Annotated in this window: 21 protein-coding genes and 1 pseudogene; 7 read left to right on the top strand and 15 right to left on the bottom strand. The window is 50.8% G+C overall.

Going from position 1 to position 20,408, the window contains the following annotated elements:
* The first annotated feature begins 97 nt into the window (after positions 1-97).
* From sbcD to araJ, 3 genes are all read left to right on the top strand, one after another.
* Complete coding sequence (sbcD, locus tag FTE26_RS07595; RefSeq protein ID WP_001221342.1) at positions 98-1,300, top strand: exonuclease subunit SbcD; 1,203 nt, start codon at positions 98-100, stop codon at positions 1,298-1,300.
* Positions 1,297-4,440 carry an exonuclease subunit SbcC gene (sbcC, locus tag FTE26_RS07600; RefSeq protein ID WP_000698969.1) on the top strand — a complete coding sequence of 1,048 codons (3,144 nt, stop codon included), beginning with the start codon at positions 1,297-1,299 and terminating at the stop codon, positions 4,438-4,440. Before sbcD ends, sbcC begins: the two co-directional genes overlap by 4 nt.
* Positions 4,441-4,565: 125 nt before the next feature.
* Positions 4,566-5,750 carry an MFS transporter AraJ gene (araJ, locus tag FTE26_RS07605; RefSeq protein ID WP_001348382.1) on the top strand — a complete coding sequence of 395 codons (1,185 nt, stop codon included), beginning with the start codon at positions 4,566-4,568 and terminating at the stop codon, positions 5,748-5,750.
* A gap of 142 nt (positions 5,751-5,892) precedes the next feature.
* On the opposite strand, the gene mak is transcribed toward araJ, so the two are convergent.
* Positions 5,893-6,801 carry a fructokinase gene (mak, locus tag FTE26_RS07610; protein WP_001219303.1) on the bottom strand — a complete coding sequence of 303 codons (909 nt, stop codon included), beginning with the start codon at positions 6,799-6,801 and terminating at the stop codon, positions 5,893-5,895.
* 124 nt (positions 6,802-6,925) lie between these two features.
* On the opposite strand from mak, the gene rdgC reads away from it, so the two are divergent.
* Positions 6,926-7,837, top strand: a complete 912-nt coding sequence (gene rdgC, locus FTE26_RS07615; protein ID WP_001298537.1) for a recombination-associated protein RdgC — start codon at positions 6,926-6,928, stop codon at positions 7,835-7,837.
* 77 nt (positions 7,838-7,914) lie between these two features.
* Here rdgC and FTE26_RS07620 read toward each other — a convergent pair.
* From FTE26_RS07620 to FTE26_RS07645, 6 genes and pseudogenes are all read right to left on the bottom strand, one after another.
* Positions 7,915-8,371, bottom strand: a pseudogene (locus FTE26_RS07620) (SF0329 family protein).
* Between the two features lie 166 nt (positions 8,372-8,537).
* The gene (gene ppnP / locus FTE26_RS07625) at positions 8,538-8,822 is read right to left on the bottom strand and encodes a pyrimidine/purine nucleoside phosphorylase (RefSeq protein WP_000941942.1); all 285 of its coding nucleotides are present in this window, start codon (positions 8,820-8,822) and stop codon (positions 8,538-8,540) included.
* A gap of 71 nt (positions 8,823-8,893) precedes the next feature.
* Positions 8,894-9,571: an AroM family protein gene (locus FTE26_RS07630; RefSeq protein WP_001276420.1), complete on the bottom strand. Its 678-nt coding sequence runs from the start codon at positions 9,569-9,571 to the stop codon at positions 8,894-8,896.
* Between the two features lie 257 nt (positions 9,572-9,828).
* On the bottom strand, positions 9,829-10,020 hold the full coding sequence (gene yaiA, locus FTE26_RS07635) for a protein YaiA (protein ID WP_001142439.1): 192 nt from the start codon (positions 10,018-10,020) through the stop codon (positions 9,829-9,831).
* A 49-nt stretch (positions 10,021-10,069) separates the two neighbouring features.
* Positions 10,070-10,594, bottom strand: coding sequence for a shikimate kinase AroL (gene aroL / locus FTE26_RS07640; protein WP_000193393.1), 525 nt, complete (start codon positions 10,592-10,594; stop codon positions 10,070-10,072).
* 182 nt (positions 10,595-10,776) lie between these two features.
* The gene (locus FTE26_RS07645; protein ID WP_000158159.1) at positions 10,777-11,235 is read right to left on the bottom strand and encodes a YaiI/YqxD family protein; all 459 of its coding nucleotides are present in this window, start codon (positions 11,233-11,235) and stop codon (positions 10,777-10,779) included.
* A gap of 119 nt (positions 11,236-11,354) precedes the next feature.
* On the opposite strand from FTE26_RS07645, the gene proC reads away from it, so the two are divergent.
* Positions 11,355-12,164 carry a pyrroline-5-carboxylate reductase gene (gene proC / locus FTE26_RS07650; RefSeq protein WP_001295331.1) on the top strand — a complete coding sequence of 270 codons (810 nt, stop codon included), beginning with the start codon at positions 11,355-11,357 and terminating at the stop codon, positions 12,162-12,164.
* Positions 12,165-12,180: 16 nt separating this feature from the next.
* On the opposite strand, the gene adrA is transcribed toward proC, so the two are convergent.
* From adrA to FTE26_RS07675, 5 genes are all read right to left on the bottom strand, one after another.
* Positions 12,181-13,296, bottom strand: a complete 1,116-nt coding sequence (adrA, locus tag FTE26_RS07655; RefSeq protein ID WP_000484055.1) for a diguanylate cyclase AdrA — start codon at positions 13,294-13,296, stop codon at positions 12,181-12,183.
* Positions 13,297-13,397: 101 nt separating this feature from the next.
* Positions 13,398-13,718, bottom strand: coding sequence for a phosphate starvation-inducible protein PsiF (gene psiF, locus FTE26_RS07660; RefSeq protein ID WP_001295332.1), 321 nt, complete (start codon positions 13,716-13,718; stop codon positions 13,398-13,400).
* Positions 13,719-13,836: 118 nt separating this feature from the next.
* Positions 13,837-15,252 carry an alkaline phosphatase gene (gene phoA, locus FTE26_RS07665; protein WP_001297128.1) on the bottom strand — a complete coding sequence of 472 codons (1,416 nt, stop codon included), beginning with the start codon at positions 15,250-15,252 and terminating at the stop codon, positions 13,837-13,839.
* Positions 15,253-15,352: 100 nt separating this feature from the next.
* Positions 15,353-15,613, bottom strand: a complete 261-nt coding sequence (iraP, locus tag FTE26_RS07670) for an anti-adapter protein IraP (protein ID WP_000792970.1) — start codon at positions 15,611-15,613, stop codon at positions 15,353-15,355.
* Between the two features lie 181 nt (positions 15,614-15,794).
* The gene (locus FTE26_RS07675) at positions 15,795-15,998 is read right to left on the bottom strand and encodes a hypothetical protein (RefSeq protein ID WP_001297130.1); all 204 of its coding nucleotides are present in this window, start codon (positions 15,996-15,998) and stop codon (positions 15,795-15,797) included.
* Between the two features lie 77 nt (positions 15,999-16,075).
* On the opposite strand from FTE26_RS07675, the gene ddlA reads away from it, so the two are divergent.
* Positions 16,076-17,170 carry a D-alanine--D-alanine ligase gene (ddlA, locus tag FTE26_RS07680; RefSeq protein WP_000413677.1) on the top strand — a complete coding sequence of 365 codons (1,095 nt, stop codon included), beginning with the start codon at positions 16,076-16,078 and terminating at the stop codon, positions 17,168-17,170.
* Positions 17,171-17,193: 23 nt separating this feature from the next.
* Here the strand turns inward: ddlA and FTE26_RS07685 are convergent, their stop codons facing one another.
* The gene (locus tag FTE26_RS07685) at positions 17,194-17,406 is read right to left on the bottom strand and encodes a DUF2754 domain-containing protein (protein ID WP_001295334.1); all 213 of its coding nucleotides are present in this window, start codon (positions 17,404-17,406) and stop codon (positions 17,194-17,196) included.
* A gap of 259 nt (positions 17,407-17,665) precedes the next feature.
* On the opposite strand from FTE26_RS07685, the gene FTE26_RS07690 reads away from it, so the two are divergent.
* Positions 17,666-17,974 carry a YaiY family protein gene (locus FTE26_RS07690; protein ID WP_000763151.1) on the top strand — a complete coding sequence of 103 codons (309 nt, stop codon included), beginning with the start codon at positions 17,666-17,668 and terminating at the stop codon, positions 17,972-17,974.
* A 58-nt stretch (positions 17,975-18,032) separates the two neighbouring features.
* On the opposite strand, the gene yaiW is transcribed toward FTE26_RS07690, so the two are convergent.
* Positions 18,033-19,127: a surface-exposed outer membrane lipoprotein YaiW gene (yaiW, locus tag FTE26_RS07695; protein ID WP_000092045.1), complete on the bottom strand. Its 1,095-nt coding sequence runs from the start codon at positions 19,125-19,127 to the stop codon at positions 18,033-18,035.
* A 12-nt stretch (positions 19,128-19,139) separates the two neighbouring features.
* Positions 19,140-20,360 (bottom strand): peptide antibiotic transporter SbmA, encoded by a 1,221-nt coding sequence (sbmA, locus tag FTE26_RS07700; RefSeq protein ID WP_001297134.1) that lies wholly within the window; start codon positions 20,358-20,360, stop codon positions 19,140-19,142.
* Positions 20,361-20,408 lie beyond the last annotated feature (48 nt).

The following is a 20,408-nucleotide window of genomic DNA, read 5'->3' on the forward strand; positions in this document are numbered from 1 at the left end:
ATATCTTCAGGTTATTGATTTCCGTGGCGCAGAAAAAAGCAAATGGCACATCTGTTTGGGTATAATCGCGCCCATGCTTTTTCGCCAGGGAACCGTTATGCGCATCCTTCACACCTCAGACTGGCATCTCGGCCAGAACTTCTACAGTAAAAGCCGCGAAGCTGAACATCAGGCTTTTCTTGACTGGCTGCTGGAGACAGCACAAACCCATCAGGTGGATGCGATTATTGTTGCTGGTGATGTTTTCGATACCGGCTCGCCGCCCAGTTACGCCCGCACGTTATACAACCGTTTTGTTGTCAATTTACAGCAAACTGGCTGTCATCTGGTGGTACTGGCAGGAAACCATGACTCGGTCGCCACGCTGAATGAATCGCGCGATATCATGGCGTTCCTCAATACTACCGTGGTCGCCAGCGCCGGACATGCGCCGCAAATCTTGCCTCGTCGCAACGGGACGCCAGGCGCAGTGCTGTGCCCCATACCGTTTTTACGCCCGCGTGACATTATTACCAGCCAGGCGGGGCTTAACGGTATTGAAAAACAGCAGCATTTGCTGGCGGCTATTACTGATTATTATCAACAACACTATGCCGATGCCTGCAAACTGCGCGGCGATCAGCCTCTGCCCATCATCGCCACGGGACATTTAACGACCGTGGGTGCCAGTAAAAGTGACGCCGTGCGTGACATTTATATTGGCACGCTGGACGCGTTTCCGGCACAAAACTTTCCACCAGCCGACTACATCGCGCTCGGGCATATTCACCGCACACAGATTATTGGCGGCATGGAACATGTTCGCTATTGCGGTTCCCCCATTCCACTGAGTTTTGATGAATGCGGAAAGAGTAAATATGTCCATCTGGTGACATTTTCAAACGGCAAATTAGAGAGCGTGGAAAACCTGAACGTACCGATAACGCAACCCATGGCGGTGCTGAAAGGCGATCTGGCGTCGATTACCGCACAGCTGGAACAGTGGCGCGATGTATCGCAGGAGCCACCTGTCTGGCTGGATATCGAAATCACTACTGATGAGTATCTGCATGATATTCAGCGCAAAATCCAGGCATTAACCGAATCATTGCCTGTTGAAGTATTGCTGGTACGCCGGAGTCGTGAACAGCGCGAGCGTGTGTTAGCCAGCCAACAGCGTGAAACCCTCAGCGAACTCAGCGTCGAAGAGGTGTTCAATCGCCGTCTGGCACTGGAAGAACTGGATGAATCGCAGCAGCAACGTCTGCAGCATCTTTTCACCACGACGTTGCATACCCTCGCCGGAGAACACGAAGCATGAAAATTCTCAGCCTGCGCCTGAAAAACCTGAACTCATTAAAAGGCGAATGGAAGATTGATTTCACCCGCGAGCCGTTCGCCAGCAACGGGCTATTTGCCATTACCGGCCCAACCGGTGCGGGGAAAACCACCCTGCTGGACGCCATTTGTCTGGCGCTGTATCACGAAACTCCGCGTCTCTCTAACGTTTCACAATCGCAAAATGATCTCATGACCCGCGATACCGCCGAATGTCTGGCGGAGGTGGAGTTTGAAGTGAAAGGTGAAGCGTACCGTGCGTTCTGGAGCCAGAATCGGGCGCGTAACCAACCCGGCGGTAATTTGCAGGTGCCACGCGTAGAGCTGGCGCGCTGCGCCGACGGCAAAATTCTCGCCGACAAAGTGAAAGATAAGCTGGAACTGACGGCGACGTTAACCGGACTGGATTACGGGCGCTTCACCCGTTCGATGCTGCTTTCGCAGGGGCAATTTGCTGCCTTCCTGAATGCCAAACCCAAAGAACGCGCGGAATTGCTCGAGGAGTTAACCGGCACTGAAATCTACGGGCAAATCTCGGCGATGGTTTTTGAGCAGCACAAATCGGCCCGCACTGAGCTGGAGAAGCTGCAAGCGCAGGCCAGCGGCGTCGCGTTGCTCACGCCGGAACAAGTGCAATCGCTGACAGCGAGTTTGCAGGTACTTACTAACGAAGAAAAACAGTTACTTACCGCGCAGCAGCAAGAACAACAATCACTAAACTGGTTAACGCGTCTGGACGAATTGCAGCAAGAAGCCAGCCGCCGTCAGCAGGCCTTGCAACAGGCGTTAGCCGAAGAAGAAAAAGCGCAACCTCAACTGGCGGCGCTCAGTCTGGCACAACCAGCACGAAATCTTCGTCCGCACTGGGAACGCATCGCAGAACACAGCGCGGCGCTGGCGCATATTCGCCAGCAGATTGAAGAAGTAAATACTCGCTTACAGAGCACAATGGCGCTTCGCGCGAGCATTCGCCACCACGCAGCGAAGCAGTCAGCAGAATTACAGCAGCAGCAACAAAGCCTGAATACCTGGTTACAGGAACACGACCGCTTCCGTCAGTGGAACAACGAACTGGCGGGTTGGCGTGCGCAGTTCTCCCAACAAACCAGCGATCGCGAGCATCTGCGGCAATGGCAGCAACAGTTAACCCATGCTGAGCAAAAACTTAATGCGCTTGCGGCGATCACGTTGACGTTAACCGCCGATGAAGTTGCTAGCGCCCTGGCGCAACATGCTGAGCAACGCCCACTGCGTCAGCACCTGGTCGCGCTACATGGACAGATTGTTCCCCAACAAAAACGTCTGGCGCAGTTACAGGTCGCTATCCAGAATGTCACGCAAGAACAGACGCAACGTAACGCCGCACTTAACGAAATGCGCCAGCGTTATAAAGAAAAGACGCAGCAACTTGCCGATGTGAAAACCATTTGCGAGCAGGAAGCGCGCATCAAAACGCTGGAAGCTCAACGTGCACAGTTACAGGCGGGTCAGCCTTGTCCACTTTGTGGTTCCACCAGCCACCCGGCGGTCGAGGCGTATCAGACGCTGGAGCCTGGTGTTAATCAGTCTCGATTACTGGCGCTGGAAAACGAAGTTAAAAAGCTCGGCGAAGAAGGTGCGGCGCTGCGCGGGCAACTGGATGCATTAACGAAGCAGCTTCAGCGCGATGAAAACGAAGCGCAAAGCCTCCGACAAGATGAGCAAGCACTTACTCAACAATGGCAAGCCGTCACGGCCAGCCTCAATATCACCTTGCAGCCACAGGACGATATTCAACCGTGGCTGGATGCACAAGATGAGCACGAACGCCAGCTGCGGTTACTCAGCCAACGACATGAATTACAAGGGCAGATTGCCGCGCATAATCAGCAAATTATCCAGTATCAACAGCAAATTGAACAACGCCAGCAGCAGCTCTTAACGGCATTGGCGGGTTATGCACTGACATTGCCACAGGAAGATGAAGAAGAGAGCTGGTTGGCGACACGTCAGCAAGAAGCGCAGAGCTGGCAGCAACGCCAGAACGAATTAACCGCGCTGCAAAACCGTATTCAGCAGCTGACGCCGATTCTGGAAACGTTGCCTCAAAGTGATGATCTCCCGCACAGCGAAGAAACTGTGGCGCTGGATAACTGGCGGCAGGTTCATGAACAATGTCTCGCATTACACAGCCAGCAGCAGACGTTACAGCAACAGGATGTTCTGGCGGCGCAAAGTCTGCAAAAAGCCCAGGCGCAGTTTGACACCGCGCTACAGGCCAGCGTCTTTGACGATCAGCAGGCGTTCCTTGCGGCGCTAATGGATGAACAAACACTAACGCAGCTGGAACAGCTCAAGCAGAATCTGGAAAACCAGCGCCGTCAGGCGCAAACGCTGGTCACTCAGACAGCAGAAACGCTGGCACAGCATCAACAACACCGACCTGACGGGTTGGCTCTCACTGTGACGGTGGAGCAGATTCAGCAAGAGTTAGCGCAAACTCACCAAAAGTTGCGTGAAAACACCACGAGTCAAGGCGAGATTCGCCAGCAGCTGAAGCAGGATGCAGATAACCGTCAGCAACAACAAACCTTAATGCAGCAAATTGCTCAAATGACGCAGCAGGTTGAGGACTGGGGATATCTGAATTCGCTAATAGGTTCCAAAGAGGGCGATAAATTCCGCAAGTTTGCCCAGGGGCTGACGCTGGATAATTTAGTCCATCTCGCTAATCAGCAACTTACCCGGCTGCACGGGCGCTATCTGTTACAGCGCAAAGCCAGCGAGGCGCTGGAAGTCGAGGTTGTTGATACCTGGCAGGCAGATGCGGTACGCGATACCCGTACCCTTTCCGGCGGCGAAAGTTTCCTCGTTAGTCTGGCGCTGGCGCTGGCGCTTTCGGATCTGGTCAGCCATAAAACACGTATTGACTCGCTGTTCCTTGATGAAGGTTTTGGCACGCTGGATAGCGAAACGCTGGATACCGCCCTTGATGCGCTGGATGCCCTGAACGCCAGTGGCAAAACCATCGGTGTGATTAGCCACGTAGAAGCGATGAAAGAGCGTATTCCGGTGCAGATCAAAGTGAAAAAGATCAACGGCCTGGGCTACAGCAAACTGGAAAGTACGTTTGCAGTGAAATAACTATTCAGCAGGATAATGAATACAGAGGGGCGAATTATCTCTTGGCCTTGCTGGTCGTTATCCTGCAAGCTATCACTTTATTGGCTACGGTGATTGGTAGCCGTTCTGGTGGTTGTGATGGTGGTATGAAAAAAGTCATTTTATCTTTGGCTCTGGGCACGTTTGGTTTGGGGATGGCCGAATTTGGCATTATGGGCGTGCTCACGGAGCTGGCGCATAACGTAGGAATTTCGATTCCTGCTGCCGGGCATATGATCTCGTATTATGCGCTGGGGGTGGTGGTCGGTGCGCCAATCATCGCCCTCTTTTCCAGCCGCTACTCACTCAAACATATCTTGTTGTTTCTGGTGGCGTTGTGCGTCATTGGCAACGCCATGTTCACGCTCTCTTCGTCTTACCTGATGCTTGCCATTGGTCGGCTGGTATCCGGCTTTCCGCATGGCGCATTTTTTGGCGTCGGAGCGATCGTGTTATCAAAAATTATCAAACCCGGAAAAGTCACCGCCGCCGTGGCGGGGATGGTTTCCGGGATGACAGTCGCCAATTTGCTGGGCATTCCGCTGGGAACGTATTTAAGTCAGGAATTTAGCTGGCGTTACACCTTTTTATTGATCGCTGTTTTTAATATTGCGGTGATGGCATCGGTCTATTTTTGGGTGCCAGATATTCGCGACGAGGCGAAAGGAAAGCTGCGCGAACAATTTCACTTTTTGCGCAGCCCGGCCCCGTGGTTAATTTTCGCCGCCACCATGTTTGGCAACGCAGGTGTGTTTGCCTGGTTCAGCTACGTTAAGCCATACATGATGTTTATTTCCGGTTTTTCGGAAACGGCGATGACCTTTATTATGATGTTAGTGGGGCTAGGGATGGTGCTGGGGAATATGCTAAGTGGCAGGGTTTCAGGACGTTATTCACCACTGCGCATTGCGGCAGTGACTGACTTTATCATTGTACTGGCACTGCTGATGCTCTTTTTCTGCGGCGGCATGAAAATAACGTCGCTTATTTTTGCTTTTATTTGTTGCGCGGGATTATTTGCCCTTTCAGCACCTCTGCAAATATTGTTACTGCAAAATGCCAAAGGCGGAGAGTTATTAGGTGCCGCAGGTGGGCAAATAGCGTTTAACCTCGGTAGCGCCGTCGGCGCATATTGCGGAGGTATGATGCTGACGCTGGGGCTGGCATATAATTACGTGGCGCTGCCTGCCGCCCTGCTTTCGTTTGCTGCGATGTCGTCGTTGCTGCTGTATGGTCGCTATAAGCGCCAGCAAGCGGCGGATACTCCGGTGCTGGCGAAACCACTGGGGTAGGTTATAGTCTCGGTGCTCATTACTTATTGCCGGATGCGGCGTGAACGCCTTATCCGCCCTACGCGGTTCCGGCACATTTTGTAGGCCTGATAAGACGCGGCAAGCGTCGCATCAAGCATGATGCGCCAATTGCCTACGTTTTTTACTCTTGTGGCCATAACCACGCAGCGCCGCGTACGCCGCTGGAATCACCGTGCTTCGCCTTACGCACCGGCGTTTCACATTCGCCACCGAAGACAAATTGTTTAATCAACTGCCCAACCGTTTGATATAAACGGTCTACATTGCTCATCCCGCCCCCCAGGACAATCACATCCGGATCGAGAATATTCACGACATGTGCCAGCGATTTTGCCAGCCGCAGCTCGTAGCGACGCAATGCCAGTTCCGCTACCGGATCGCTTTCTTCAACCAGGCGGATAATTTCACTGCCTTTCAGCGCATGTCCGCTCAAACGACGATAATCAGTCGCGAATCCCGTGCCCGAAATAAAGGTTTCAATACAACCTTGTTTACCGCAATAACAAGGGACTTCCTCGCGATAACGCAGTTCGTCTTCGTCTATCCACGGTAGCGGATTGTGTCCCCACTCACCTGCCGTGCCATTGCCGCCGATATGCGCCCGCCCATTGAATGCCACGCCCGCGCCGCATCCCGTGCCGATAATCACGGCAAATACTGTCTGCGCTCCCGCTGCCGCGCCATCTACTGCTTCTGAAACCGCCAGACAGTTGGCGTCATTTGCCAGCCGCACTTCCCGCTGCAACCTCGCGCTTAAGTCTTTATCGAATGGCTGACCGTTGAGCCAGGTTGAATTGGCATTCTTCACCACACCGGTGTAAGGCGAAATTGAGCCAGGAATGCCCATACCTACCGTTCCGCGCTGCCCTGTCGCCTGCTCCGCCATATCAACCAACGTGGCGATCGTTTCAATAGTTTGCCGGTAATCATCACGCGGCGTGGGCAGACGATGGCGGTACAACTGCTCCCCTGCATCGCCCAGTGCAATCACTTCAGTTTTGGTGCCGCCTAAATCGATACCTATACGCACGGTACTCTCCTTATTTTTTTCAATATCAATAGCGTAGAGACGGACAACCGGATTGGCAATGCAAGGCCGCCGACAATTCGTTATCATGCCCGCTAAATTTAACGACAAGGCCGTGGAAATTATCATGCTGTGGTTCAAAAATTTAATGGTTTACCGTCTTAGCCGCGAGATTTCGCTGCGTGCAGAAGAGATGGAAAAACAGCTAGCCTCGATGGCATTTACCCCATGCGGCAGCCAGGACATGGCGAAGATGGGCTGGGTTCCTCCGATGGGATCGCACAGCGATGCGTTAACGCACGTTGCCAATGGTCAAATTGTTATCTGCGCGCGCAAAGAAGAAAAAATCCTCCCGTCTCCGGTGATTAAACAGGCGCTTGAAGCGAAAATCGCCAAACTGGAAGCGGAACAGGCGCGTAAGCTGAAGAAAACCGAAAAAGATTCGCTGAAAGACGAAGTGCTGCACTCTCTGCTGCCGCGTGCTTTCAGCCGTTTTAGCCAGACAATGATGTGGATCGACACGGTTAACGGTTTGATTATGGTGGACTGCGCCAGTGCCAAAAAAGCGGAAGATACGCTGGCATTACTGCGTAAAAGCCTGGGGTCGTTACCGGTTGTACCATTGAGCATGGAAAACCCGATTGAACTGACGCTGACCGAATGGGTTCGCTCCGGTAGTGCGGCACAGGGCTTCCAGCTGCTTGATGAAGCCGAGCTGAAATCGTTGCTGGAAGATGGCGGCGTGATCCGCGCGAAGAAACAAGATCTGACCAGCGAAGAGATCACCAATCACATTGAAGCCGGAAAAGTGGTGACTAAACTGGCGCTCGACTGGCAGCAGCGCATTCAGTTTGTGATGTGCGACGATGGTTCGCTTAAGCGTCTGAAGTTCTGCGACGAGCTGCGCGATCAAAACGAAGATATCGACCGTGAAGATTTCGCCCAGCGTTTTGATGCCGATTTCATCCTGATGACTGGTGAACTGGCAGCGTTAATTCAAAACCTGATTGAAGGATTAGGTGGCGAAGCACAACGTTAATTGCTGATTTTCCTTTAATGCCGGATGCGACGCCTGCCGCGTCTTATCCGGCGTACGAAGCCACACCAGGCATATAATTATTCGCTACGGCGGGCAATAATTTTTAGCGCAGCAATATTATGCGTTTTATGCTGTAACTGATCTAATCGCCTCATCCCTATTCGCCTGTCAGCAGCACGCAGAATATTCACTAACCCCCATTTATCGCTGGTAAATTGTTTTGTTAACAACTCCGCTTTTGGGGTGTCAATATATTCACGCAATAAATCAGAAATTGAACAAATATCCGTCAGGTAAGGATACCAGCAAGTTTCACCGTGAAAATTACGCACTCCACCGTTACCTGCAATAAAGTCTTTCGGGTAATCCCAGATCACGTTTTTATCCAACGTGATCCAATAACGCGGTAAATCGGTGCTTCCACCATTTTGGCTGCGCATGGGATAACGGGTACAGTGAATTTGCAGGTTGATCGTTGGCGTCAGTAAGTCATAGATCTCCCGCTGTAACTTGCTCCAGGGGGCGTTGTGTCATCAGTTCCGCAAAAAATACCTGGAGATCTTCACTGATATTTATATCAACCTTGATGAATTATGAATATATCGGAAATTGAAAAAATCGAAGCAAAGGAAATATTATTATGGGTTAAAGAGAGGATATTTCAGAAAAATGCCCTCCCGTTCAAGGGGAAGGCGAGGAATTACAGATAGCGGCACAGATAAGAGGTGGGTTCGGCAACTTGCAGATGAAACTCACTGTGACCGGGAACATTAAACACCGAACCGGCTTCATACACTTGCCAGTCGGTCGCGTCAGGCAGTAACACATTCAGCGCGCCACTGATTACCGTCATCTCTTCCGGCTCAGCGGTGCTGAAGGTGTATTCGCCTTCAACCATAACACCCACGCTGGCGCGACCAGTGCTGCTGCTGGAAAAGCCGATTGATTTCACTTTGCCGGAAAAGTACTCATTACTTTGAAGCATAAACTGGCCCTGTTTGGTAGTTGAACATCTACTTCACTATAGGGGCCAGAGGCGCTGACTGTCACGCAAAATTACACCAGTAATTCCGCAGCCAGCCGTGCAATCAATACGTTAGACAGCAAGACAGGAACATCGAGCTGTTTTTGCAGTAAATCGCGATGACGTTGGTGAAATCCTAAACAATCCAGCATGATGACATCAGCCCCTTTTGCCAGTAATTCTTTCCCGGCATCAATGATTTTTTGTTCTGAATCATGAATGGGGTTACCCAATGAAAATACCGGCGATTTCTGCAAAATTTGCCATTTTTGCGCCTGAACGGGCAGCATCTCCTCAACCGGAACGATAACCCCCACCTGATGATCTTCAACAATAGAGGAAACCAGTGGAGGCAATATTCGCGACGGCTCAAGAAAGATCGTATTACGCGCAGTCATACTACTAATGTTTGCTGTACTCATTAATAAAATGACGTCATAACCCTGATTATCGAGCACTTCAACCACACCTTGCAGGTCTCGCTCCACTTTACGACGCGAAACATGGGCCAGCTGGTTGTCATTTAATAATGTGAGAATGGTGTCTTCGCCTGCTTCTGGCGCGTACTCCGCCATCACTTCTTCACGACTTAACTTCCCCAGCAGGCTATGATGGGAAATATTATCTTCGTCAATGTATTCCGTCAGGAGCGGCAAAACCTCCTGCATAGGTACAATGCCGATGGTCAGGATCGCCAACGACGCACTCATTGTTCATCCACCTTACTTTTCTTTCGTCGTTAATTACCGGGCAAGTGTGAAGCACCACTGCTGACACTTACTTGTGCTACAAATGACAAAAAGCGTAGCAGCAGACGTGCACGGCATAATGTAAAGATTCCAAATGATTCCAGTAATGGATTGTTATTGTTTAATATTCTAATTATTAGAAAAACATGAATTATGAAAAATGTGACGCAGATCCCTTGTAGTGGCACTCAGAATCCCTTCCGAGCAGTCTGATGCGGTCACTCTTTGTCAGGGTCCTCATAGCGTTTTTTCGCATCCATCGCTTCCTGAGCCGTCGGATGTTCACTGATCAACGAGTCTGGTTTAGGATGATCGGCTCTGAGTTGGTACCAGGTTACCGTCTGTCCTGGCTTTCCTTTTTCAATCGTCACTATATATGCTTCACGAGGATAAGGCGGTTTCGTTGGCATCGTTCTTCCTTATTTCACGGGATGAACGTTAAGTATAGGCGCTCTAAAATCAACAATTGATCGTCTGTGCCAGGGCGCTACGAATTTCAGAAATCACCTGGCTGGGTTCGTTTGTTGCGTCGATGATAATATGCGCAACTTCGCGATATAGCGCATCGCGTTCTTCCAGCACTTCCTGAACTTCTTCGCTCAGCGGTTTTCCCGTTAAGGTTGGCCGTAAATCTTCTTCCGGTGCAGCTTGCAGTCGGTTAACCAGGACTGATACTGGCGCACACAAATAAACCACGATCCCGTTATTTTGCATAAAGTGACGATTAAATTCCGTCAGAATAATGCCGCCGCCTGTAGCGATAACGGTGGATGGCGCAGTTACCGCTTCCAGCGCCGCCGTTTCTCTGGCGCGAAATCCCGCCCACTCTTCCCTTTCGACGATCTCCGCGACCGTCATATTGAGCTGTGATTGCAACCACTGATCGGTATCGACAAACCGACGGTTAAGCGAATCGGCAAGGGCCATTCCGACCGTTGTTTTACCACAGCCCCGAGGCCCGATCAGAAAAAGAGGTTGTGTCATCGTGGGTTTTCCCCAATAGGTCGCAATGCGGCGAAAGCCGGTGTCATGAGAATAGCGATCATACCATCAAACTAGTACAATTTCGATTGTAAAGAAAAAATTCCACTTAAAGTGAAAATCTCAATACACCCCTTACTATACCAATAAATATTCAAGAATGAAGTGTAAATAATAAATTACATTTAGCCACGACTACGTTGCACTTCCAGCCACCACTTCTCCAGCTCCGCGGCAAAGGCCTGGCGGTCACGTTGTGAAAGGCTATCTGGTCCGCCGGTCTGGATCCCACTGGCACGTAAGGTATCCATAAAATCGCGCATCGTCAGGCGCTCACGAATGGTCGCTGGCGTGTAACGTTCGCCGCGCGGATTAAGCGCCGCTGCGCCTTTCTCGATGGCTTCAGCAGCCAAAGGTATATCTGCGGTGATCACCAAATCGCCCGCTTCACACTGCCGGACAATTTCGTTATCGGCAACGTCGAAACCTGCCGCGACGCGCAGCGTACGAATAAATCGCGATGGCGGCACGCGTAAACTCTGGTTTGCTACCAGTACCAGCGGCATCTGCATACGTTCCGCCGCGCGATACAAAATCTCTTTAATTACATTGGGACACGCGTCGGCATCCACCCAAATTGTCATAAAGTCATCCTTTGTTGGGTAATCCTCTATTGTGTCGCGCTTTTGCCTTCCGGCATAGTTCTGTTTATGCTTCTGCCAGCGATTATCAAAACAATGAATTTCACGGCAGGAGTGAGGCAATGGAAAAGAAAATCGGTTTTATTGGCTGCGGCAATATGGGAAAAGCCATTCTCGGCGGTCTGATTGCCAGCGGTCAGGTGCTTCCAGGGCAAATCTGGGTATACACCCCCTCCCCGGATAAAGTCGCCGCCCTGCATGACCAGTTCGGCATCAACGCCGCAGAATCGGCGCAAGAAGTGGCGCAAATCGCCGACATCATTTTTGCCGCCGTTAAACCTGGCATCATGATTAAAGTGCTTAGCGAAATCACCTCCAGCCTGAATAAAGACTCTCTGGTCGTTTCTATTGCTGCAGGTGTCACGCTCGACCAGCTTGCCCGCGCGCTGGGCCATGACCGGAAAATTATTCGCGCCATGCCGAACACTCCCGCGCTGGTTAATGCCGGGATGACCTCCGTAACGCCAAACGCGCTGGTAACCCCAGAAGATACCGCTGATGTGCTGAATATTTTCCGCTGCTTTGGCGAAGCGGAAGTAATTGCTGAGCCGATGATCCACCCGGTGGTCGGTGTGAGCGGTTCTTCGCCAGCCTACGTATTTATGTTTATCGAAGCGATGGCCGACGCCGCCGTGCTGGGCGGGATGCCACGCGCCCAGGCGTATAAATTTGCCGCTCAGGCGGTAATGGGTTCCGCAAAAATGGTGCTGGAAACGGGAGAACATCCGGGGGCACTGAAAGATATGGTCTGCTCACCGGGAGGCACCACCATTGAAGCGGTACGCGTACTGGAAGAGAAAGGCTTCCGTGCCGCAGTGATCGAAGCGATGACGAAGTGTATGGAAAAATCAGAAAAACTCAGCAAATCCTGATGACTTTCGCCGGACGTCAGGCCGCCACTTCGGTGCGGTTACGTCCGGCTTTCTTTGCTTTGTAAAGCGCCAAATCTGCCGATTTCAACCACTCACGATAGTGACTCATTTGTGGGTTCAGCGGCGCAACCCCCACACTAATCCGTAAAGTTACCTGTGGCGTATTCGGCAAGCGTAACGTGTTTAGCCCTTCACGCACCCGTAACATGGCGGTAATGGCGCTCTCAGCTGGCGTACCGGACATGATTACTGCAAACTCATCGCCGCCAAACCGACCAATCACATCGCTACCGCGCAGGGTAATTTGTAACTGTCGGGTAAGCGCCACAATCGCTTCATCGCCCACATCATGACCCCAGGTATCGTTGATGCTCTTGAAATGGTCGATATCGATAATCAGTAACGTTGCATCGCGATTATGCCGCCGACAGTTATCAAATTCATTACGTAACATAGTTTCCCAATGACGTCGGTTATACACGCCCGTCATGCCGTCGCGGGTACTCATGACCTGCAACCTGCGTTTATGTTCCGCCAGTTTGGTTGCCGTCTGGTAGCTGACCCAGCCAAACAGCAGAGGATAAACGACAATAATGGGAAGGGAGAGCCACCATTCCAGCGGCGCACTATTGAACGACACGGTAATGCCCGTAAGCTCGAGGGTGACAAGGCAGGAAACCACCATCAACACCAGACCCGCGACAAACAGACGGGGGCCGCCTGCCCCCATCAAATTCAGACACATAATCATCAACATAGCGGTGGAAGGCAGCACGTTTACGCCCATTACGCCTACCCACATTCCCGCTAATACTGCATCGGTTTTTAAGTTGTAAATTTCCCGGCTAAGCGGATCGACGGCCCTGCTCGCTATCTGCCAGGCTAAATGCGGCCAGACGAACGCCCAGCCGACCAACACCAGCCACCACCAGCCCGGCGGCGGGTGCGAAACCAGCGTTGAAGCAATCGGTAAGAACATGCCAGCCAGGCCAACCGCACGGGGTAGTCTGACGCGACGGGCGAAGCGCAGCCCGGACCGCTGATGTTCGTTTTGAGGAGTTAAAGGAGGTTCCTCCCCATGCGCCGCCGCTTTTTTGAAAAAGTTTTCATCATTCATTATTTTTGGGAACATTCAGAAACAATTTTCCCAAATTATAGAGACGGGGCTAAAGGCAGAAGTATGAAATTTCGGGTGAGCCACTTTCGTAGCTCACCCGTTAGCACTATCAGGTATCAGGCGGCTTTCTTGAGGCAGGCACTCATAAACTTATTACGATCATCACCTTTCAGAGATTGTTGCGTTGCTTGATTATTACATTCGCGCATCTTTTGCTGCTGTGGCGTCAAACTTTTTTCACCAGGCGCAGACTTGCTGTTCTTCAGGCAATCACTCATGTAGGTCTTACGAGCATCCCCTTTCAACGCCTGCGCCGTCGCCTGCTGATTACAGGATGTCATACGCTGTTGTTGTGGGGTTAAGGTTCTCTCGGCAGCGCCGACGGTGGTTAAAAAAACCAGACCAAAAAGCAAGGTAACCAGTAATGTTATTTTCATAGCACCATCCCTCTTCATGTTTTAACCATGAGCGTATGCGCCCGTGATCTGCCATTAAGTCTGGTTGCTAACAGCAAAAAAACCACCCGGCAGCGAAAATTCACTGCCGGGCGCGGTTTTATTTCAGCCCCAGGGCGGCTTTCATGGTGTAGAAGAGATCGGTCTGGTCGGTCAGTCCAACAACATTGGCGGCATGCGGGCCATACGCCGCAATACGCAACTGACTGCCGGTATGTTCTTGTGAATCCTCTTCGGAGTTCCCGTAGCTCATCACCATCACTGCGCCATCTTTGGTATTTAGCGCCTGGGTGAGGCCCGGAGCTTTGGTATCCGGCGCGACAATCTGGCTGGCGTGGGCGTGATCAGCGGTGACTATGACCAGCGTATTGCCATCCTTTTTAGCGAATTCCAGCGCCCGTTGTACGGCTTCATCGAGATCGACCGTCTCGCCAATTTGCCCACAAGGATTCGCAGCGTGATCCTGTTTATCGATTGACGCACCTTCAACTTGCAGGAAAAATCCTTTCTCATTTTTACTCAACAATTCAATGGCTTTGTCGGTCATCTGCGCCAGGGTTGGTACACTGTCATTACGTTGCGGATTAGGCGTACAGGTGACTGCGGGCTTATCGATATTGCCGTGGTACGTTGCTTTCGGTCCTAGCCAGCGCACTGGCATATTGCCGTCAGCAAACAGTCCAAGCAGAGGTTTTTGCTGATTCGCTTCCGTCACCGAATTCAGTGAGGCAGCATCGCTGACCAACTGATAACCACGCGCCTGTGCCTGTTCACGCAGCGTTTTTCCCTGCCATTCACCGGCGGTTGCCGTTTCAGCAAAGGTTTTTGCGCCACCGCCAAGCGTAACGTCGGCACGAGCGTTAAGCAGCTGTTCGGTAATCGATCCTTTTCCGCCTTTTTCCAGAGCGTTACCCGGACATTTTTCACTGGTCGCGCTCGGACCGTAGCATTTGCGCGAAGTCACATGTGCCACCAGCGCAGCGGGCGTGGCATCCTGCAACTCTGCGGTAGAAACGTTACCGGTCGCCAGACCTGCGGCTTTTGCCATTTCCAGAATCGTTGGGTGATCTTTTTCGTGAATATCGACGCCCAGCGCGCCGTTATAGGTTTTGACACCGGTTGACCAGGCGGTTGCTGATGCAGCCGAATCGGTGACGTAGTCCGGTTTGCCGGTTTTTTTATTCAGCGCATAGTGAGTGTATTGCCCGGTAAGCGGTAAGGCATCGATACCTTTAAAAAAGCCGCCCGCACCTTCGGCATAATTACGTGCGGCTGTAATTTCCGAATCCCCCATCCCATCGCCAATCAGCAAAATAATATTTTTTGCAGGTTTATCGCTAAGAGAATCACGCAGAGCGGCAGTCTGATCACCCGTTAAACGGCGAGCACCGCCGGGTGCAGTAATATCGCCCTGAGCAGCCCGGTTTTCCAGAACAGGCATTTCTGGTGTCCGGGCTTTTGTCACAGGGGTAAACAGTAACGATAAGAGTGCCAGTGCAATAGTGCTTTGTTTCACTTTATTTTCTCCATGTACAAATACATTAAAAAATAAAAACAAAGCGACTATAAGTCTCGGCCGTGACAACTTTATGACAGCTGTTGAAAAGATTAACTTTTTACTGACGAGGATGCTTCAATAACTTCTTTACGTAATCGCGCAGCAGCTCCGTATCGTCGTCAGGAATGCTGGCATCGGGCTTTACCTCGTACAGCGCCCCCTCTACCTGATCAATCAACCGCTGTTGGTCATTTTGCGCCATATTGCGAAGCATTGCAGTGACGATAATCTCCAAAGCTTCTACCTGCGCACACAGTTCTTTCGACTCTTCTTCTTTTTGGGCAAGCTTAAATAACAACTCAGCAATGAGATTTTTCATGTCTGTATTTCCTTATCCAAAGTATGGAGAAGTTAACATTATGTTTCACAACTTCATAGTGTCTGGAAGTATTATTTTTATGACAAAGGAAATACTTTGCGCAAATATTTTTTGTTTGATTACCAGCGAAACGTTTCTCTTATTTAAATAATTACCCACACAAAATATAGGCTTTTAATTATCAACCTTTATTATAAATAAAAGTTATGAAATATATTCTCTTCGTTAACTTATAATTAAGAGAAAAAAACTCACCGCATGGCCATTTAAGCCAGGAATAAATTAGCTTCCCGTTCATCATTTTTGTGATCTTGCGCACATCTTTGAGATAACGCACTTTCTTCACCAGTACGTTGCACGCTTCGTCAGCAGAAGATTGCAACAATCTTTCAGAAGGCCGCGAATCCCCCGTTTTGTCGTGGTAATGTATGCACTTTGTGTTAGACGGGATAGGTTTTTAAGATGGAAAAACTGCGGGTAGGAATCGTTTTTGGTGGTAAATCAGCGGAACATGAAGTGTCTCTGCAATCGGCAAAAAACATTGTCGATGCCATTGATAAAAGTCGCTTCGACGTTGTGCTGCTGGGCATTGATAAACAAGGGCAATGGCACGTCAGCGATGCCAGCAATTATCTGCTAAATGCAGACGATCCTGCCCATATTGCGTTACGCCCTTCGGCGACCAGCCTTGCGCAGGTGCCAGGTAAACATGAGCATCAGCTTATCGACGCGCAAAACGGTCAGCCGTTGCCGACGGTGGATGTCATTTTCCCGATTGTCCACGGTACGCTGGGCGAAGATGGTTCCTTGCAGGGAATGCTGCGGGTCGCCAATTTACCGTTTGTAGGTTCTGATGTTCTGGCTTCAGCAGCCTGTATGGATAAAGATGTCACCAAACGTCTGCTACGCGATGCCGGGCTGAACATTGCGCCATTTATTACTCTGACGCGCGCTAATCGTCACAACATCAGTTTTGCCGAAGTGGAGTCTAAACTGGGGTTACCACTGTTTGTAAAACCGGCTAATCAGGGCTCTTCTGTTGGTGTCAGCAAAGTAACCAGTGAAGAACAGTACGCAATTGCCGTCGATCTGGCGTTCGAGTTCGATCATAAAGTGATCGTTGAGCAAGGGATCAAAGGTCGTGAGATCGAATGCGCAGTTCTGGGCAACGACAATCCGCAAGCCAGCACCTGTGGCGAGATCGTACTCACCAGCGATTTCTATGCCTACGACACCAAGTACATTGACGAAGATGGCGCGAAAGTGGTAGTTCCGGCAGCCATTGCACCAGAGATCAACGATAAGATCCGGGCGATTGCCGTTCAGGCTTATCAGACGTTGGGATGCGCAGGCATGGCGCGTGTAGACGTGTTTTTAACCCCAGAGAACGAAGTGGTGATCAACGAGATCAACACACTGCCGGGCTTCACCAACATCAGTATGTATCCGAAGCTGTGGCAAGCCAGCGGTCTGGGTTACACCGATCTGATCACACGTTTGATTGAGCTGGCGCTGGAGCGTCACGCTGCGGATAACGCATTGAAAACCACAATGTAATATTTTAACGCCCGATAATATTCTTATTGGGCGTTTTCAGTTTCTTCATCGCGACGACGAATAATCAACCCCGCCAGCCAGAAACTAATCACCCACGTCACCAGACCGACGGCATAGGTCTGCCAACCTTTTGCTTCAAATCCCAGTAGCCCCACCACGCCATTAAGAATGAATATAAGGCCAATGGCGAACGCATAGTAGTGCCAGTCACGGCGGATTTTTACAGGCAGATTCATGGCAGCTCCGTTAACGAAAAACAACATCCTTGCATATTCTGTAACAACCGTCTGTGGTGTAGACAACATTTTTGTAATTGTTAATAAATTTAACTTAAGGTTGCCATTTTGTGACTCACAACGAAGATTCACGCTTCGGGAATATTCCCAACATCAATTTACCATGATTCTGATATTGACAATCTAAATGACCTGTCAGACTTGCCATAAGCCGCTGGTATCACACCAGAAGAGAAGCAGATGACTTCCGGAGGTTTTTATGGCTGATTTCACCCTGTCAAAATCGCTGTTTAGCGGAAAATATCGCAATGCCTCTTCAACGCCTGGCAACATTGCCTATGCGTTGTTTGTGCTGTTTTGCTTTTGGGCTGGGGCGCAATTGCTGAACCTGTTAGTGCATGCGCCCGGCGTCTATGAGCGTTTAATGCAGGTCCAGGAAACAGGTCGCCCACGGGTGGAAATTGGTTTAGGTGTCGGCACCATTTTCGGGCTGATCCCGTTTTTAGTAGGCTGCCTCATTTTTGCAGTGGTGGCGCTATGGCTGCACTGGCGACATCGCCGCCAGTAAGATTTACGTTGCCAGATACGGCCTAAAACGCCTTATCTGGCATGACATTCCTGTTTGATCACTGTTTCATACAACGCGCCCGCCGTTCGTCTACGCGCTTCGCAAACCAGGCCGTAGTCAGGTTGCGGGTGATTTTCGGGCTTTCCAGTTGAATGCCAGGCAACATTTCGCGGGGTAGTGATTTACCCGTTTTCGCTTCGGCAAGTTGATAAACTTTCTTGTACAGCGCCGTCTCCTCAAAAGAGAAGCTGTCACCTTTCTCTAACTGACGGCGAATTTCGCTGTCGCTCATCCCCAGTTTTGCCGCCAGTTTGCGCGTTGCCAGTTCGGTTTTCCCGGGTTCTTTACTGTCGTAACGAATTAAATCACCGTCCAGTGCCAGCTTCACGCTGCTGGCCTTACTGACTGCGTTCTGAAACGCGGCATTACGGCTGGCGTACCAGCCAGCGTTAAAATCAGCAAAGCGGTATATCGGTGCGCTATAGCTGGCGGGATAATTCAGTAAATGGTAAGTACCAAACCACAACCCGCCGCGGCGACTGAAGACTTCCTGACGAACTGTACCGTCCATTTTCCACGGATACCCTTTGGTATGCTGTTCGGCAAAAGCAATGCTGACCTGCATCGGCCCACCGGTGCGCACAGGATTAAGCGAACCAAACAGCGTCTGCCCCATTGGTACCATGCTGATCAGATCGTCAAAAATCGCGCTCAATTGCTTTTCTGTACGCACCGAATCTAACCGTTCGCTATAACTTTTGCCGTTTGGCGATTTGATTTTTAGCGCGGTATGAACCAGAAAAGCAGGAATGTGCATCCGTTCAGCACGACGGTCAATCTCTTGCCAGGCGATCTTGCTTAAGCCCGGAACGGCCGGATCTGCCTGATAATTTGACTCCTGCTGCGCCACCGCCAGCACCGAGCAGACGTTTTCCAGCGTCGGTGCCAGCCCCTGACTTTCAAAGGTGGTGGCGAGATCTTTCGCCCAGGCATCGCGGTCTTTCACGCTCGCAGGCATCTTCTGCCGCACGACGCTCGCTACATCTATCGCTTTTTCGCCCTTTTTCAACGGTTGCGGAGCCTGACTACTACACCCCGCTAAAACCAGAACCGCCAACAATGACAGCGAAGATAGATGATTGACGCGCGACATTACTTCTCCTTTTTAGCTCAAGGTATGGGTTACTTCCTGAATTTTGTCACCATCCAGCTCATGTTCAAAGCTGCGCAGACGTTTGTAGATAGACATCAACTCAACCAGTGTGGTCCATGAGTTAATCAGGTACTGGAAAGCACCGCGAACCTGACCAAAAACGTTGGTAATCTGCGTCATCAGGCCGAGCGTAATCGTACCGGCAACAATTGACGGAAACAGCAAGAACAAACCGAAAACGTTATCGACCTGCAAATAGAGAATGCGGGCGATGTTGAAATACATATAGTGAAAATAGAGGCGAAAATAGTTTTTCCGTACGGCGCTAAACAGCTCGCGTACCGTAGGCGGCGTCGCGCGCGTGGCATCGTCTTCACCATAAACCAGCTCTTTACGGTAGGCGGCCTCTACTCGCTGGTTTTTAAACTCCAGCCCCGGCAGTTTGATCCCTACCACTGCCAGCAATCCGGTCCCCATCAGCGACCAGACGATAGCGGCAATCACCAGACCATACGGAATGTGCCCGATAATCGGCAGCTCCGGCACATGCGCGGAGAGCGTTACCAGCACCGGCAGAAAGGCGATCAACGTCATGATGGCGTTGATAAAACTGACGCCCATATTCTCCAGCGTTGAAGCAAAACGCATGGTGTCTTCCTGCACACGCTGTGCGGCACCTTCGATATGACGCAGTTGTTGCCAGTTCGCCATGTAATATTCGTTCATCGCCGTACGCCAGCGGAACACATAGTGACTGACAAAGAAGTTGTTCAGTACACTGATCACCACCGCGATCAGCGCAATCCCCAGAAAGACGCCCACTTCGCGGTAAAATTGTTCGATAGTGACTTTATGCGGCGAACTTAGCGCGGTTTGAATCAGATCATAGAACGGTGCATACCAGGCGTTGACGGCGACCCCGACTTCCACCAAAAACCAGGTGACGAAGATGATCAGTGCAGTACCGAGTATTGACCAGTATTGCCAACGGTGCGGGCTGTAGATAAACCAGAAAAATGCAAAAAGTCCTACGCAAACAATGTAGTAAGCGTAAAAAATCAGGAAATCCAACGACCAGAAACGCGCGGCGCTAATCGGGATCTGCCCGGAAGCGCCGGTGATACGCGCCACCCAGTCACCCCCACCGGCTTGCCAGAAGATAACGGCAATCAATGCCCAAACAAAGGCCGAGAGAAAAAACGCTCCCGGCTTTGGGAAAAAAGACTTAAACATATGCACTCCTGCTAACTTCTTATCGTTTTAACAACTGCTGTGTATTAA

The organism is Escherichia sp. S10b, from assembly GCF_028421345.1.
Classification (GTDB): Bacteria; Pseudomonadota; Gammaproteobacteria; order Enterobacterales; family Enterobacteriaceae; genus ECMA0423.

Coding starts and splice junctions, on each gene's coding strand:
- sbcD (WP_001221342.1), top strand. CDS start 98: ATGCGCATCCTTCACACCTCAGACTGGCATCTCGGCCAGAACTTCTAC.
- sbcC (WP_000698969.1), top strand. CDS start 1,297: ATGAAAATTCTCAGCCTGCGCCTGAAAAACCTGAACTCATTAAAAGGC.
- araJ (WP_001348382.1), top strand. CDS start 4,566: ATGAAAAAAGTCATTTTATCTTTGGCTCTGGGCACGTTTGGTTTGGGG.
- rdgC (WP_001298537.1), top strand. CDS start 6,926: ATGCTGTGGTTCAAAAATTTAATGGTTTACCGTCTTAGCCGCGAGATT.
- ppnP (WP_000941942.1), bottom strand. CDS start 8,822: ATGCTTCAAAGTAATGAGTACTTTTCCGGCAAAGTGAAATCAATCGGC.
- FTE26_RS07630 (WP_001276420.1), bottom strand. CDS start 9,571: ATGAGTGCGTCGTTGGCGATCCTGACCATCGGCATTGTACCTATGCAG.
- yaiA (WP_001142439.1), bottom strand. CDS start 10,020: ATGCCAACGAAACCGCCTTATCCTCGTGAAGCATATATAGTGACGATT.
- aroL (WP_000193393.1), bottom strand. CDS start 10,594: ATGACACAACCTCTTTTTCTGATCGGGCCTCGGGGCTGTGGTAAAACA.
- FTE26_RS07645 (WP_000158159.1), bottom strand. CDS start 11,235: ATGACAATTTGGGTGGATGCCGACGCGTGTCCCAATGTAATTAAAGAG.
- proC (WP_001295331.1), top strand. CDS start 11,355: ATGGAAAAGAAAATCGGTTTTATTGGCTGCGGCAATATGGGAAAAGCC.
- adrA (WP_000484055.1), bottom strand. CDS start 13,296: ATGTTCCCAAAAATAATGAATGATGAAAACTTTTTCAAAAAAGCGGCG.
- psiF (WP_001295332.1), bottom strand. CDS start 13,718: ATGAAAATAACATTACTGGTTACCTTGCTTTTTGGTCTGGTTTTTTTA.
- iraP (WP_000792970.1), bottom strand. CDS start 15,613: ATGAAAAATCTCATTGCTGAGTTGTTATTTAAGCTTGCCCAAAAAGAA.
- ddlA (WP_000413677.1), top strand. CDS start 16,076: ATGGAAAAACTGCGGGTAGGAATCGTTTTTGGTGGTAAATCAGCGGAA.
- FTE26_RS07685 (WP_001295334.1), bottom strand. CDS start 17,406: ATGAATCTGCCTGTAAAAATCCGCCGTGACTGGCACTACTATGCGTTC.
- FTE26_RS07690 (WP_000763151.1), top strand. CDS start 17,666: ATGGCTGATTTCACCCTGTCAAAATCGCTGTTTAGCGGAAAATATCGC.
- yaiW (WP_000092045.1), bottom strand. CDS start 19,127: ATGTCGCGCGTCAATCATCTATCTTCGCTGTCATTGTTGGCGGTTCTG.
- sbmA (WP_001297134.1), bottom strand. CDS start 20,360: ATGTTTAAGTCTTTTTTCCCAAAGCCGGGAGCGTTTTTTCTCTCGGCC.